Origin of the sequence: Ktedonobacter sp. SOSP1-85, assembly GCF_016587415.1 — a bacterium.
In the GTDB taxonomy this organism is placed as follows: Bacteria; Chloroflexota; Ktedonobacteria; order Ktedonobacterales; family Ktedonobacteraceae; genus Ktedonobacter.
Genome location: NZ_BNJI01000003.1, coordinates 433,991 through 448,653 on the forward strand (window position 1 = coordinate 433,991; position 14,663 = coordinate 448,653).

A 14,663-nucleotide genomic window follows, 5' to 3' on the forward strand; every position below is an offset into this window, starting at 1 on the left:
CAGTTCCTGTGCTTAGCGCGTGCCAAGCAAGAGTTCAATGGTCAACTGGTCGAGTTTCTCGTATTTATAGCCACGTCGCGCCAGCATGTCAGGCTGGAAGTCGATCGCCTTGATCTGATTCGCAGCCGCTTTGCTATATCCACCACTGAAGAGGGCGGCATGGACGGAGTCGCCGCTGTTGATCTCCTGTAACAGGGCCTGGATTTCGGGGTCGGCGTTAAAACGACGCGCCTTCTCTTTGAATATGTTATAGGTGCGCATACAACCAGTAGCAAAGTCCCAGACGCCCTGCTCGTCCTCAGTACGATAGGCATGGGCATCAAAGTGACGTGGGCCTGTATACCCCTGCTCCTCTAACAATTTGACCAGGAAGAACAGGCTCTTGATGTTTTCACTCCCGAAGCGCAGGTCCTGATCATACCGTGGGCCCTTCTGGTCGTTGAGGTCAATATGGAAGAGTTTTCCAGCTTCCAACGCCTGAGCAACTCCATGGACGAAATTGAGCCCCAACATGTGCTCATGGGCCACTTCGGGATTGACACCAACCATTTCGGGATGGTCAAGAGTAGCGATGAAGGCCAGCATATGACCGATGGTCGGAAAATAGGTATCGGAACGGGGTTCGTTGGGCTTGGGTTCCAGGGCGAAACGCAGTTGATAGCCATTGTCAAGGACGTACTCGCTCAGAAAATTGATGGCGTCACGCATACGCTTGATGGCATCGACGGGATTCTTGCTGGCCTCGGCATCCACGCCTTCACGCCCTCCCCAGAAGACATAGATGGGTGCGCCCAATTCTACGCCCAGGTCGATGGAACGCATGGTCTTTTGCAGAGCAAAAGACCGCACACTGGGATCGACCGAGGTAAAAGCGCCATCCTTGAAGACGGGATGGCGGAAAAGGTCGGTCGTGGCCTCGGGGACAACCATGCCATAGTCGTTGAGTGCCTGTTTAAAGTCGCGTACGATCTGGTCGCGCTTCTGAGGGGTGGCGTCAAAGGGGACAAGGTCGTTGTCATGCAGGTTCACACCCCAGGCTCCCAGTTCTGAAAGCTTTTTGACAATGTACGTTGACTGGAGTTCAGGGCGGACAACCTCGCCAAAGGGGTCACGTCCTTGGTTCCCGACGGTCCATAAACCAAAACTAAATTTGTCTGCCTTCGTTGGCGTATACTGATCACTGGTTGCTTCTTTGATCTGAGTCATGATGTTTCTTATCCTCTCTGAACTATGTTCCGCAAAGTTCTTCCATCGAGCTTTGCCGGGTCATGCCCGTATGCGGGCTACATGTGATGAACTCTGGACAGACGAAAACCAGCCTGCCGCGTTGCTACACAAAGAACGTTATGATGTCGGCTGATGATAGGTAAACAGCGCATCTATGACAAGACTCGCCGCCCCAATCACGCCGACATCCTGGGCAAACGATGAAAAGATGATGGTACACATGTCGCGTGGGCGCCCCAGGGCGCGCTGACGGACAACAGCGCGCACGGTTTCCAGAAAGAGGTTGCCCCCCTTCATTGAGTCACCCCAGATAATGATGCATTGTGGGTTGAGGGTGTTAATAATGGTGGCAAGCCCTACACCAAAGTGCATGGCATGCTGACGAACAAGATCAATGGCCTCTGGGTATCCCTCCTGCGCAGCGCGAAAGATCGCGTGTGCAAGTGTATTCATGACATCAGGTTCTCGCGTTGTTATTGCCCCATTCTCGACGCGTGCGTCGGTGGGTAGGGGCAACCACGTGGTCTGCCCAGACTGACATGCTTGCTCTACCATCCAGGTGGTTGCGGCCAGGGTCTCCCAACATCCTCGATTGCCACACTCGCACAACGGTCCATCCTCCTGGATTGTCATATGGCCGATTTCACCAGCCGTTCCCCCGACGCCACGATAGAGGGTATCCTGTAAATAAAAGGCGGCAGAGACCCCGATACCACTTTCGACCGAGACAAAGTCTGTGCAGGATTGGCCAGCGCCAAAATGACGTTCAGCCAGTGCCTGCACGTGGCAGTCATTATCTACCCACACCTCGATGCCTAGCCTGGCCTTTAACAGGTCTCTCACTGGTACATCTTGCCACTGCGGGAAATGCGGTGCAAAATGTACTACTCCTGTCGCGAATGAGGTCAAACCTGGCACGCCAATCCCTATACCGAGCAGTTGAGGGAGTGTAACATGAAGAGAGGCGAGAAGCTCCTGCAAGGTCTCGACGATCGCATTTATGACAGGTTCTGGTCGCCGATCCGGCCCCAGGGGACATTCAAGACGACCTAACACGCGCCCGTTCCCATTGACCAGCGCGACGCGCACGGTATCTACTGTGAGAAAGACCCCTGCACTCTGCACCCCCTCCGCGTTAAAACGATATAGCGCACCAGGTTTACCGCCACTGGCGGTCGGCGTGGCTATCCCAACACATTCCGCCAAGCCCTGTTCTTCCAGTTCGTCGACCAATTTGGTGATAGTTGGACGACTAATCCCACTATATTCGGCCAGCGCGGGTTTGGTGATGGGGCCAAATTTGCGCAACAAACGTAAGACGGTCAGTCGATTCATCTGCCGCAAACTGCCGGGAACCGCCGGGATCTCAAGAAACGATGTCACTGCTCTTCATCTTTCACTATGGCCTTGAGGGCGAGCAGATAAGTAAAGAAACTTACTTAACTTTGCTTCTAAAAAGAAATATACCTGAAGACGATCGTTCCTGTCAAGACTCTGCCCTCCGCTCGCTTTTTCGCTACTTTCACGAAGTACCTAAGCACTGTATTACCCTACTTCCTTGCGCTACGAAGATCCCAAAGAAAATAAGAAAACTTGCTTTTAGTATACCTGGTTAGGTATACTAAAAGTAGGATCCTCTGTGAGGAAATGAACGTGGATGCAAAGGAGGCCTGTGCTCGTGATGGAAGAACTGTTTCATCAATTGATGCTTCTCGGGCTCAGCGATAATGAGGCTCGTAGCTACGCTACCTTGTTGCGTTTTGGTCCTTTAACTGGCTATGAAGTCGCCAAGAGGAGTGGAATTGCTCGTGGGAATGTCTATGCTTGTCTGGGACGGTTACTTGAGAAACAGGTCATTGTGCGTAGCAGCGAAGATCGCTTTCTTGCACTTCCGCTCCCGCAATTTGTGGCGCTTCAGCAGGAGCGTTTCTCTCTGGCTGCCAAGCAGGCACAACATACCCTTCATCGCCTTCAAGAGAGCCATGAAGAAGCTCAAGTTGTCTCGATTACCGATGCTCAAGCGTTGCTCGAGCGATGCCGTATGGTTACTCAGGAGGCCGACCGACCCCTCTTTCTGGCTGGCTTTCCGTCCGAGTTAGAAGCGCTTGCGCCAGCCCTCCAACAAGCACAGCAGCGTCGTCTTCCCATCGAAGCGATTTCCTTTGGTATCCCTCCCGCAGCATGGCCGGAGGCAACCGAGCATTTCGCAGCTGATGATATTCGCTCCGCACAGCAGGGGAGGCTCCTGCTGTTGGCCTCATGGCCTCACGGGATCATTGGCGTTCTTACAGAAGATGGAACACACAGTGCAGGAATCTGGGCATGGAATCGCTATCTGGCAAGTGTTATTGGGCTCTATGTAGCTCACGAACGCTTCACCTTACACCTCTGGTCGCGTTTACCCGTGGCTCAAAAACGTGAACTGGCATCGCAGTTGACCGATCTGAGTAGCCGCATTACGCTTGCTGGTCTCGATCCTGATCAACCATTGCGCCATTTACTAGAAGGAACGCTCACGCCTCCTGGAGTATCACTGAACTTGAAAGAAGTGACTGATGAACTTGGACATCACCCTTGCTGATTTTCGTCTGGCTCAGACGATCCTGGCTCCGCAGATCATCACGACGCCTATCGTGGAGGCTTCCTCGTTGCTAACACAAGCCGGGCATCCCATCCTGCTCAAAGCCGAGAACCTCCAACAGTCAGGCTCATTCAAAAATACGTGGAGCCTCCTATTGCATCGCACGCCTGTCGCCCGAACAGCGCAGGCGAGGGGTTATGGCGTATTCCACCGGCAATCACGCTAAGGCCGTGGCGTTGGCCGCTTCGCTCCAGCACATTCCCGCGACGATTGTGATGTCTCCCGATGCGCCCGCGCTCAAGGTCGAACGCACCCAAAAAGCTGGAGCAACCATTGTATAGGCTGAGCCTACATCTCAGGCGCGACGAGCGCTTGCCGAGCAATTAGCGGAAGAACACCACCTGGGGCTCATTCCGCCCTATGATCACCGAGACATTCTGCTGGGACAGGGAACCATTGGACTCGAAATCATGGAACAATGTGCTCCTGCCGCCGTCTTTGTCCCCATTGGTGGAGGAGGATTAATTGCTGGTATCGCCCTCGCGATCAAGTTGCTCAATCCCTCTATTCAGATCATTGGCGTGGAACCCGAATGGGAAAATGCAGAACTAAGCCTTCATCAGACAGCCTTCAGGTTTGAGGACTCGCTGCGTTGAGGCTGGATATTGCTCCAAGTTTGCAGATGAACGGAGAGGGCGACAAACTAGCTCATCCCCACAATTCGGGCATTGGCCTTTCAAGATGTCCTGAGTACAAGTTATACAAAAGGTACACTCAAAGGTGCAGATCATAGCCCCGTCTTTATCCGCAGGAAGGTCCCGATTACAGCATTCACAGTTTGGGCGCATAGCAAGCATAGATAGCCTCCTTCATGAAAGAGAGATAAAAAGCATATTCTCTCCTTTTCCCCTGACAAGAGAGACTCCTGTTCTATAGAAGGGGAAAGGAGAACGCTGGTCTTGTTAGCTTGATTTGCTCTAAACATCATATTACAGAGAACGTGGATCTGAGGAAAGGGCCACTTGTTGCAAAAAAGAAGGGAGCCACTCGCAGGAAAGGAAGACTGAAGCATCGACATGCGCATCCAGGCGACAAAAGACCGCTCTCATGGTTTCATGCCTTGTTAGCTCAATCAGCTACAACGGCTGACTCTTCACAGGATGTGAGAGTACTCGATGTAGATCTGCGCATCACTCCAAGCCTCGAGTCTCTCGCCTCTAGTCTAAGCAAGAACAGGCTGGCAAAGAGGGTCAGCCCAATAAGGACGATCCAGGGATAGGCCGGTCCCAATGTGAACAGCGACGCGAACAGGGTTGGTGCGATAGTCTGGCCCAATCCCCAGGCCGCGAATTGATACGTTGCGATGTAACGGCCACGTGAGGGCCCTGGCCCCATTTCAGCGACCAGGGCATTCATTGCCGGGCCATAGAGCAGTCCTCCACAAGTATAGATCCCAACGACCAATAAGATGTAAGGAATCAGCCAGTTGGAAGGGAGGGCAAGCGCCAGGAGAAACAAACCACCTGATCCAATCCACACCCATCCAGCAAGGATCAGGATACGTGTCCTCCTCAAGGAAACAACGAGCCGTACGATCAATGCTTGCAGCGTGAGGAGGGTTGCGCTGAATGTTGCTTCCACACCAACGATCCAGGAAGGTAAATGCAGCACATTCACCAGGTAGTAGGGAACAATATCTGAGAGCATGATTAAGCAAAGCACAAAAACAAAACTGCTGACAAGAATACCCAGAAACGTTTTGTCACGCAGGACCGCCCGATAGCCCCCCGGCCCTGTGGGGCCATTCAGAGGTTGATATTCAGATACCGCCTGCTCGCTTACAGGTAGGCTCCAGATACAGGCCATTGCGAGTAAAAAGCTCGCAATATCAACGTACAATATCACCTGATAAGCAGTGGGACCTCCAAAGGCAACGAGGAGCCCTGCAAGTGCGCCTCCAATGCAATTTCCCGCGTTTTGCGCCACGCCCACTAGCCCGTACCAACGATCTCGCGCCTTCCCCTCTGTAGAAATACTTGCGATAAAAGTGGGTAAGGCTACCCAGAACAGGCGGCCTGCGATGGCTCCTGGCAATGTCGTCAACGCGAGCAGCGGAATGGTACGCACAAATAGGTAGCCCAGACAACTCAAAGCGGCAAGCGCCATACTAATGAGGATGACTCGGCGTGCTCCCACGCGATCCACCAGCATACCCGCCAGTGGAGTCATAGGCAGGCTCAGCAGCATGCTGATGGTGATCACACCTCCAACGGCAGCCAGAGGCAATCTGGCGACATTTGTGAAGTAAAGCAACGAGAATGGAAGAAATAGCCCTGAACCCAGAGCATCAATCCACACTCCAAGAAGGAACTGCCATTTACGCCTTCCCACAAGATCCGTCCTGTTCAGTGTGTTCATGGTGGAGAGTATCCTTCACTTGCTCCAATCAGATTGGAACGAAAGAAAACCTTGGCGGCAAACGAAGTCGCCGCCAATGATGATCCGCATCAAGCAAGTCGGCTATTTGCCGAGTTGGCCAATGAAATCCTGGAGATCGTTTGCGTACAATGCGGGTTCCTCCCAGGCCGTGAAGTGCCCACCACGAGGGAAGTCGGTAAAGTGCTTCAGCTTCACCTGCCGCTCAGCCCATTCACGGGGCAGAGGAGCGTCCCAGGGGCAATGAGCGACGGCTGCGGGAACAGATGGACGTTCTTCCGCGTTTGCTTTTGGAGTTGCGTGAGCCATCTCATAGTACCAGCGGAACGAGGAACCAATCGTCTGCGTAACCCAATAAAGCGTGATATTGGTGAGCAACTCGTCTCTGCCAAACCGCTGCTCAATGTCCTCCACCGTTGAGCCAGTACAAATGAAGCTCATGATCCAGGCCGCCAGAGCGGCAGGGGAGTCATTCATACCGTACGCAAGGGTTTGTGGCTTGCTGGACTGAATCATGTTAAACGCCCCCTCTTTCATCCACCACTGCCCGATGAAGCCCGCGAACTCCTGCTCAGCAGGTGAGAAGGGAGGATCGTAGGTCTTTGTGAAATCTGGATAGCCAGCATCCGTCAGGTGGATGGCGGTTAATGCCTTCGGGTAATTGCGCGCGAGCGACATGGTGATCAGCGTCCCGCCATCACCTCCTGCGGAGACAAATTGGTCGTACCCGAGAACATCACGCATCAATTTGATGAACAGGTCAGCGTGCGCATCGTTGTTCATCGCTTTGCGGTCTGAAAACCCGGTTCCGGGGATGGACGGAACGATCACATCAAACGAGCGGTTCGGGTCACCACCAAAGCGGGCGGGATCAGTCAGCATGGGAATGACCTTGTGATAACGATAGAAGGAATCGGGCCAGCCGTGGAGGAGCAACAGTGGTGTTGGGTTTGGTCCTTTGCCGCGCTCATGGATGAAGTGGACGCCCACGCCATCAACATCGGCTTTGAAATGCGCAAAGGTATTCAGTTCCGCCTCGTGTTTCCGCCAGTCGTACTCATGCTGCCAGTAGTTGGCTAGCTCTTTCATGTATTGCAGGTTCGTACCATACTCCCAACCCGCACCTTCGACCTCATCGGTCCAGCGGGTGCGAGCCAGGCGCTCACGCAAATCGTCAAGGGTGGCTTGTGGGATAGCAATGTGAAATGGTTGAATGCTCATAGATCCGTCGCTCCTTGCGTCTATCTTGCTTTTTCTCTGCTTACAAAGACAGTATAGTGCCGAAGGAGGGCAGAATAGACCCTCCTTTATAGTGAATGTGTCACGTGTATTGAATCGCTTTTATCCCTGCTCTCCTTTTTCTTTATATGAAAGATGCGCGCTCGTCGAGAGGTCGAGCAAGCTCAAACCGAGACGACGAATGGTAAGCAGCACGCCATAGAGTGCCGCCTGATCTGGAAGCTCTCCTGAGAGCAACGAGGTACCATCGCTTTGATGTGCAATGCATAGGTCCTCAAATCTGCTTTGCCAGGAGAGGTCGAGATGCTCCTTCACACGGATCTGTACACGCATATGCGTTCTCCTTCCTCTGCTTCCTCTGGCACGTATCTGCGGTGCTTGAGAGAAGTATAGGGGAGAAAGCAGGGAGAATCATCACTCTTGTTCGTGATTGTAAAGGGTGATAACGATGCTATTTGGGGAAATACCGGATGACCCAGAAAAGGCACTGATGACACAACGGGCTTTAGCCCGTCGCAAGCTGCGCCGTTTCAACGGCGGCGGTGAGGCGTGTCCTGGCTTTCGCCCTTGCATCGCACAATATAGAACATATGTTTGACAACTCCAAGACATTGGAGTATACTCTACAAGAGACACAATATATTTTTTTGAGAGAAAAGTACGAAACATGGCAAAAGCCACGAAAACCATCAGACAAGCGTTGCAGTATCCGCCACAGTTCGCCCACTCCTTCGCGGAGCATCAGGCGCTCTACAATCGTGTCGTGGCCTTCTACTTTGAGGTCATCCAGGCCCATGAGGGTATCCTCTCTCTCAAGAACAAGGAGGCCCTCACCGCCCTGGAGAAACTCTCCCATGCGACGGAGAAGAGCCCCCATCCCATTCTGCCACTCTCCGACATCGCCCCGGATATCCCCGCGATATTCCGCCGCGCCGCCATCAATGCGGCCCTTGGCTCTGCGCGCGCCTTTTTCTCCTCGCTCAAAACGTGGCGAGCACGCAAAGAGAAGCACGAAGCCAAACCATGCAAAAAGGGCAAGAAGAAGCAGCCGTTCAGGGAGCGGCCACCGGTCCCGCCGCGCACCTGGAACAAATCGGCCTCCTTCTACGCCGGCTTATGGAAAGAACGCTCTCAGCACTCCATCATGCTCAGAGTGTGGACTGGCTCGTGCTGGTCCTGGCTCAAAATTGGTGCGCTTTCTCGCGATATTCCCGAGGGGTACGCACTAGGGAGCCCGCAACTGGTTCGCAAGGGCAACCGCTGGTGGTTGCATACTCCCATCGAGAAACCGTTGGAGGCCCCCTCCAAGGTTGTTGAACAGATAGTATCCAAAGAGACACGTCTCTGCGCGGTCGATGTGAACCTCGACCAGCATCTCGCCGTGTGTACCGTCCAAGCAGTCGAAGGCACCATCCTGGCTACTTCCTTCATTGGAAAGGGCACAGCGGTATCGGGCTTTAGGAAAAGACTGCTCGGACGCATTGCGCACAACCGATCTCAGACTGGCGTCATTGCCCAAGGGGAACAGGACAATGCTGATCTGTGGCGCAAGGTCAGGCACGTCGATGAGCACATCGCGCACCAGGTGAGCGCTCGCATTGTCCAGTTTGCCATCGAGCAGCAGGCAAGCATCCTGGTCTTCGAGCATCTGGGCAACCTGCGCCCGGAAAAAGGGAGGTATTCGCGCCGCAGCAACCTCAAACGCGCCTACTGGATGAAAGGGCGCATCTTCAAGTACGCAAAGTACAAGGCGTGGAATGCAGGTGGTCTCATCACGTGCCGCGTCAATCCGCGCCATACGAGCCGGGAATGCCATCGCTGCCACGCGCCCGTCATTCGCTACAATGAGGGCGAGCCGGTTGAGGGATACACGCCCGGTGCGCCACTGTGTCTGTGCCCACAATGCCAGATGCACACCCATGCTGACCGCAATGCCAGTCTGAGAATCGGGCAGCGCTTGATCGAGCGCTCCCAAGAACCGTTGAAGGAAAAGCCTCATGCTCGTTCGCGACGTGCGACGAGGGGGTCGAAAGACCCAGGTGTTGGGATCTCCCAGGATGCCGAAGGCGAAGGGCAACCATCTATTGCTCAAGCCAGGCAAGGGGATCACGCCAACGGGCCTGGCACCGCCCAGGGGGGATTGCGTCGGATGGGTGCGCGCCCCTCAGATATGGCTACCACACTACGCCTCCATTTTGAGTAGCCCCTACGGGGCATGTCTCACGGAGGCGCTTACGGAGCCGTGTCAGAAGCTGCTGGGCTTTAGCCCATGCGGAGTGTCACGTGGAAATGAGAGTGCGTTAGAGCAAAGACAAACGTTGGGCCAACGCGATAGCTTCCGCGCGACGGCTCACGCCGAGCTTGCGATAGATGCTGCTGACCTGAGTCTTAATGGTGTTGCGGGAGACAATCAAGGTCTGCGCCATTTCAACATACGTTTGTCCAACTGCGAGCAAGCGTAACACCCGTTGCTCCTGGGTTGTGAGCGGGTCCAGGAGTACAGGTGTTGAAGGGGGACTTGCTGTACGGTTCTTTTGCTCTTGCGCTACTTCGGACTGCACCACATCCCCCAAAGCCTGCCTCTGTTCCTCCTGTTCGAACGCTGTCAGCAATTTTGCCACGAAGAGCCGAAACGCTACAGGTGCGGCATTCGTTTTGTGTTGCGGTTCGTTCAAGAAGCGTTGGAGCGAGTGGCGCATTAGTTTGCCAGCATCCAGGAACACGCGAACATTGTCCTCTGGTTCTGTCAGAGTGAGTAGACGCATGAGGATAGTTCGCGCGTGTTCTCTCTCCCCTGTCTGGTGTAGCGCGACCACGTAGAGCGCCAGAAAAGAGATTGTGATTTCGATGTCCTCTCGCTGGTCAAGGTGCTCGCTGAAACGTTCCAGGGTTTCGCGCGCAGCATGGTACTGCTGTTGCGCTAAGAAGACTCGAACCAGCATCAGCAACTCCCCTTGGCGCTCATTCTCCCAGGTATCCTGAGAAAATGACGCTTGTGCTGCCCAGCGTGCGGCCTGGGGTTGGTCTCCTGTCGCTAGCCAATACCTTACCTGGGTAGAGATGAGCAGAAGATGGTGCAGCGAAAACCCCTGGCTCTGGATCAGGGCTTGTGTCTGTTGTAGTATCTGGGAAGCGGAAGCATACTTTCCAGCTGCAAGTTCTATGTCTATCAAGCATAGACGCCCAATAACCTGCAAATCTATTTGCTGGTAGGTCTCTGCATCCTGGATCAGTGTTCTCAGGAGGCAACGAGCCTCTTCCAGATGATTCCATTGATACAAAATACACGCTCGCCAGTACGAAAAGTACCCTGCCAGGAGAGCATATCCATCAATCTGGGCGATCAGGTTGAGCGCCGTGACGCTTTCCTGGTGCGCCAGGCGTAATTGTCCCGCCCTCAGAGCGATTCCGGCCAGCCATTGCATGACTTTGATGATTGCAAAGTGGCTCCCAGACTGCAATGCTTGCTGCTTTGCGTCCACAAACCGCTGGACCAGGGAGGTTCCTTCTCCCAGCAAGGTCCAGTGCAGAATGAATGTGACGGAGAGCGGGATCATCTGCCAGATCATCTCGTCTTCCTGGTCCATGTGCTGCATGCGCTGCTCGATGAGACGATACTGGTCACGATCACCTCGTGCCGTCTCTTCAATCGCGTCGCTCCAGAGACGTAGCAGGAACAGACGCCGTTGGAGGAGTGCCACCTCCTGAGCTTCTAGCATTTCTTCGCCTTGCTGCCTGAGCACTGCCTCTACCCGTGCCATCAAGTGTTCCACCTGCGTTCGTGTTTTCCCGCGTTGTGCGACAATGATTGACGCACTGGCATTCAGCAGATAGAGTGCCGCAGTCAGGACAATGCGAGCATGTTCGCGTACTTGTACCTCGGGGAGCGCCATGACCCACTGGTAGAGCGTCTGGCTCTCACCATGGAGCCAGAACTTCTCGGCTGTCTGCTCTATTAGCGTTACGGCATATGCAAAGTCTGCCCCTGCTAGCGCGTGTGTTATGGCTTCTTGCCACGCTCCTCGCTCTTCATACCAGTGTGCTGCTCGTTGATGGAGTAGTGGCACCAGTTCCGGCTGGGTGGCCTGTAAACGCGCGAGTAGCGCTTCACGAAAAAGATCGTGCATGCGATACCAACGCCGTTCTGTATCAAGGGGAACCAGAAAGAGATTGGCGTGCTCAATCGTTTCTAGCATTTCCTGGCTCCTCGCTTCTGTCGTGACGGCCTGGCAGAGAGAGGCGGTTAAGCGACTCAGAAGCGAGGTTTGGAGCAAAAAGACTTGAAGAGGAAGAGGGAGGCGCTCCAAAATCTCTTCCTGCACATAGTCCAGCAGATAGCGGTGGCTGCCGGTAAAGTTTTGCACCAAAGTAGCGTGATCCGCACGCTGTTGGAGACTGAGCGCTGCCAGTTGCAATCCCGCGATCCAACCCTCTGTACGGCGCGCCAGTTGGGTTACTTCTTCGTCTTCAAGCGCGAGACCCATGGTGTGTGTCAAAAATGCAGCGGCTTCATCTTGCAAGAAACGTAAATCGGCGTCCCGTAGCTCCAGCAATTGACCGCGAGCACGCAGTCGTGAAAGTGCCAATGGGGGATCAACGCGGCTGGCAAGCACCAGATGCAGATGCGTTGGGAGGTGCTCAAGCAGAAAGAGCAACGAATCATGAATAGCCTGCTCATCGATAAGATGGTAATCGTCCAGTAGCAGGATGATTGGTTCTGTCAGAACACTCAAGTCATTCAAAAGTGTAGTTAAGGCAGTGGTGAGAGGCGTGGGCTGAGGCGAATGGAGCATTGCCAGGGCCACCTCTCCAATCCCAGGCAGACAGGTGCGTAGAGCGGCGAGTACCGAGACCCAGAAACGTATTGGATCATTATCCAGTTCATCAAGCGAGAGCCAGGCAATGGGGAAAGAAGCACGAGCCGCCCATGCAGAGAGCAGGGTGGTCTTGCCCCAGCCAGCGGAGGCAGAGAGCAGCGTGAGTCGATGGAGGGGCGTGGCACCGAGCCGTGTAAGCAATTGTTCTCGCGCTACCAACGAGGAAGGGAGACGCGGATGAGAGAGTTTGGTTAGTAACAGCATCGGCTTATGCCCGGAATGGTCTTGCGGAAACTCAGGTGGAAGAGTGGCGGATGGAAGAGTGGCGGATACTGTCTTGCTGCTGAGAATTTGAGCCACTTCTTCTAAGCGCGTGAAGGTCACATGAGGGGTTCGTCCAAGATAGTGTTTGTGAGTACGGCGAGCCGCGGTATGATAAGCATACCAATATCCCTCGCCCCGTGAGCGAGCCTCTTTGAGAACGCTGAGATGACCAGAGCGGCCCTGGAAGGAGAAGGAGGAATGCGTCGCTAACCAGGTAAACCAGGAATCTTCATCTTCTGCCATCAGGAGTTGGGGCTGTTGCTCCGGAACATGAAGACGATAGGCGTTGTTCTCGCTCGACCAGATGAGTGTATGTGTGGGTCGCTTTGGCATGGATTCCTTTCACACAATATCTTTCATCCCCAACTCCCCAACAGGGTAAGTATAGTAGAGATGAAGAAAACAAATACGATTTGCAAACGGCAACACAAGCGGGTGCAGTCCAATTTTGGACGCGTCAGCACTGAGAACAAACCTTTCAACCGAGATTCCTTCTTGTCTCGCCAGCAAGGTGTTCAATTACCTCTCGGAGGACCTGTCCTCCGCGCACAACATCTTTCGCCGAAAGCCCTCCATACCCAAGAAGAAGACCATTGCGATCTGGCGTTCCGGCATAGCACGTATCTATCGTTGAAACAAGAATGCTGCGCGCCTTTGCATCCTGAGCAACACGATGGGCGTCCAGATCCGCGCGGAGTTCGAGATACGCATGCAAACCGGCATCAAGGCCACGTAACTGCGCGAGGTGAGCGATAGGAGCGAGAACCTCCTTTAACACCTGGCGTTTGTGTGCATAATGGTGCCGCATCCGGCGAATGTGTCGATCGAGATGCCCTTCTGAGAGCAGGATTGCCAGTGCTTGCTGTGTCGGCCAGGACGTGTGATAATCGGAAAATCGTTTCAAGCGCTCGACTGGCTCCCGCAACGGCGATGGAACAAGCAGATAGCCAATACGTAAAGCAGGGGTAAGCACCTTCGAAAAGGTTCCGATGTAGGCCACATGCCCCGTGGTATCGAGACTGGCAAGTGCTGGCAGCGGAGGAGCATGGAAGCGGAACTCGCTATCATAGTCATCTTCGATAATCAGGCTGTCATTTGTTTGTGCCCAGTCGAGCAGCGCCAGACGGCGAGTCACTGAGAGCCTGGTCGTAAGGGGGTATTGGTGGGATGGTGTGACATGAACAAGCACAGGAGCAAGCGGGCCCTGGGAAAGCTGATCCACGCACATCCCATCATCGTCAACAGGCAACGGAAGAATCCGCGCGCCGCTAGCAGCCAGGATATGACGAGCTACAGGGTATCCCGGCTCCTCGAAGCCTACGAGGTCGTTTGGTCCCAGGATGGCTCGCGCGAGCAAATCCAGCGCTTGCGTTGCACCAGAAGTCACAATGAGATCTTCTGCCTGGCAAGCAATGCCCCTCGCTCGCCCAAGATAATCCGCCAGGGCCGCTCGAAGGCGTGGGTCTCCGTTTGGTGATCCACACATATTTGGTGGCAAGTGCTCAATGGCTTTGCGCCAGACCTCATGCCAGATACGTGTCGAGAGGGGCGTGATCGTGGGAGTGCCAAGCCGAAATTCAATCATATGGGGATCTGGCGAAGGCGCGGAGATCGCAGGGAGCGTTGGAGGACGAACCCATCGAGGACAGGGGGGCGGAGAAGGGCGTAACAGGCGAGTGTGTAGCGGAAGATCCTGTCTGACGTAGGTTCCAGATCCATGCCGCCCCTCAAGATACCCTTCAGCAAAAAGCTCATCATATGCTGCGATGACGACATTCCGCGAGAGGCCGAGATCTACGGCGAATGCTCGCGTTGATGGTAATTGTACCCCGGCTGGAAGCAGCCCATTGGTAATGGATTGGCGTAGTTGTTGCACCAATTGGGTATGAAGTGACTCCTTGTGCTTGCGATCCAGCGTGATTGACAGATCAAGGGAAGCTCTCGCCAATGTGGGCACCTCTCCTTCAAGTGGTTCTTTCATTTTTGCAATTAGTGGTCCTTTCCCTGCATCCACTTTCCTTGTAGTATAGCACAAAGAA

General features: G+C 54.2%; 11 protein-coding genes and 1 pseudogene. 4 read left to right on the top strand and 8 right to left on the bottom strand.

Going from position 1 to position 14,663, the window contains the following annotated elements; genetic code table 11:
* Nucleotides 1-12: 12 nt before the first annotated feature.
* Nucleotides 13-1,206 (bottom strand): xylose isomerase, encoded by a 1,194-nt coding sequence (gene xylA, locus KTE_RS40010; protein ID WP_201391838.1) that lies wholly within the window; start codon nucleotides 1,204-1,206, stop codon nucleotides 13-15.
* Between the two features lie 138 nt (nucleotides 1,207-1,344).
* Nucleotides 1,345-2,610 (bottom strand): ROK family transcriptional regulator, encoded by a 1,266-nt coding sequence (locus KTE_RS40015; protein WP_201391841.1) that lies wholly within the window; start codon nucleotides 2,608-2,610, stop codon nucleotides 1,345-1,347.
* Nucleotides 2,611-2,908: 298 nt separating this feature from the next.
* Here KTE_RS40015 and KTE_RS40020 point away from each other — a divergent pair, with 298 nt between their 5' ends.
* The 3 genes and pseudogenes from KTE_RS40020 (at nucleotide 2,909) to KTE_RS48445 (ending at nucleotide 4,464) form a co-directional block, all read left to right on the top strand.
* The gene (locus KTE_RS40020; protein ID WP_236601050.1) at nucleotides 2,909-3,808 is read left to right on the top strand and encodes a TrmB family transcriptional regulator; all 900 of its coding nucleotides are present in this window, start codon (nucleotides 2,909-2,911) and stop codon (nucleotides 3,806-3,808) included.
* Nucleotides 3,783-4,034, top strand: coding sequence for a hypothetical protein (locus KTE_RS48440; RefSeq protein WP_236600951.1), 252 nt, complete (start codon nucleotides 3,783-3,785; stop codon nucleotides 4,032-4,034). Before KTE_RS40020 ends, KTE_RS48440 begins: the two co-directional genes overlap by 26 nt.
* Nucleotides 3,976-4,464 (top strand): annotated as a pseudogene (locus KTE_RS48445) (pyridoxal-phosphate dependent enzyme). The gene KTE_RS48440 and the pseudogene KTE_RS48445 overlap by 59 nt, the downstream one beginning before the upstream one ends.
* Here KTE_RS48445 and KTE_RS50250 read toward each other — a convergent pair.
* From KTE_RS50250 to KTE_RS40050, 4 genes are all read right to left on the bottom strand, one after another.
* Nucleotides 4,417-4,665: a DUF1272 domain-containing protein gene (locus KTE_RS50250; protein WP_201391845.1), complete on the bottom strand. Its 249-nt coding sequence runs from the start codon at nucleotides 4,663-4,665 to the stop codon at nucleotides 4,417-4,419. The pseudogene KTE_RS48445 and the gene KTE_RS50250 overlap by 48 nt on opposite strands.
* Nucleotides 4,666-4,936: 271 nt before the next feature.
* Nucleotides 4,937-6,226 carry an MFS transporter gene (locus tag KTE_RS40040; RefSeq protein WP_201391847.1) on the bottom strand — a complete coding sequence of 430 codons (1,290 nt, stop codon included), beginning with the start codon at nucleotides 6,224-6,226 and terminating at the stop codon, nucleotides 4,937-4,939.
* A 102-nt stretch (nucleotides 6,227-6,328) separates the two neighbouring features.
* Nucleotides 6,329-7,465, bottom strand: coding sequence for an epoxide hydrolase family protein (locus KTE_RS40045; RefSeq protein ID WP_201391849.1), 1,137 nt, complete (start codon nucleotides 7,463-7,465; stop codon nucleotides 6,329-6,331).
* A 120-nt stretch (nucleotides 7,466-7,585) separates the two neighbouring features.
* Nucleotides 7,586-7,816, bottom strand: coding sequence for a hypothetical protein (locus KTE_RS40050; RefSeq protein ID WP_201391663.1), 231 nt, complete (start codon nucleotides 7,814-7,816; stop codon nucleotides 7,586-7,588).
* 334 nt (nucleotides 7,817-8,150) lie between these two features.
* Here KTE_RS40050 and KTE_RS40055 point away from each other — a divergent pair, with 334 nt between their 5' ends.
* Nucleotides 8,151-9,686 (top strand): zinc ribbon domain-containing protein, encoded by a 1,536-nt coding sequence (locus KTE_RS40055; protein ID WP_201391851.1) that lies wholly within the window; start codon nucleotides 8,151-8,153, stop codon nucleotides 9,684-9,686.
* Nucleotides 9,687-9,783: 97 nt separating this feature from the next.
* Here the strand turns inward: KTE_RS40055 and KTE_RS40060 are convergent, their stop codons facing one another.
* Entirely contained in the window at nucleotides 9,784-12,957 is a 3,174-nt protein-coding gene (locus tag KTE_RS40060) for a LuxR C-terminal-related transcriptional regulator (RefSeq protein ID WP_201391853.1), read from the bottom strand.
* A 145-nt stretch (nucleotides 12,958-13,102) separates the two neighbouring features.
* Complete coding sequence (locus tag KTE_RS40065) at nucleotides 13,103-14,605, bottom strand: PLP-dependent aminotransferase family protein (RefSeq protein ID WP_201391855.1); 1,503 nt, start codon at nucleotides 14,603-14,605, stop codon at nucleotides 13,103-13,105.
* Between the last annotated feature and the right edge of the window lie 58 nt (nucleotides 14,606-14,663).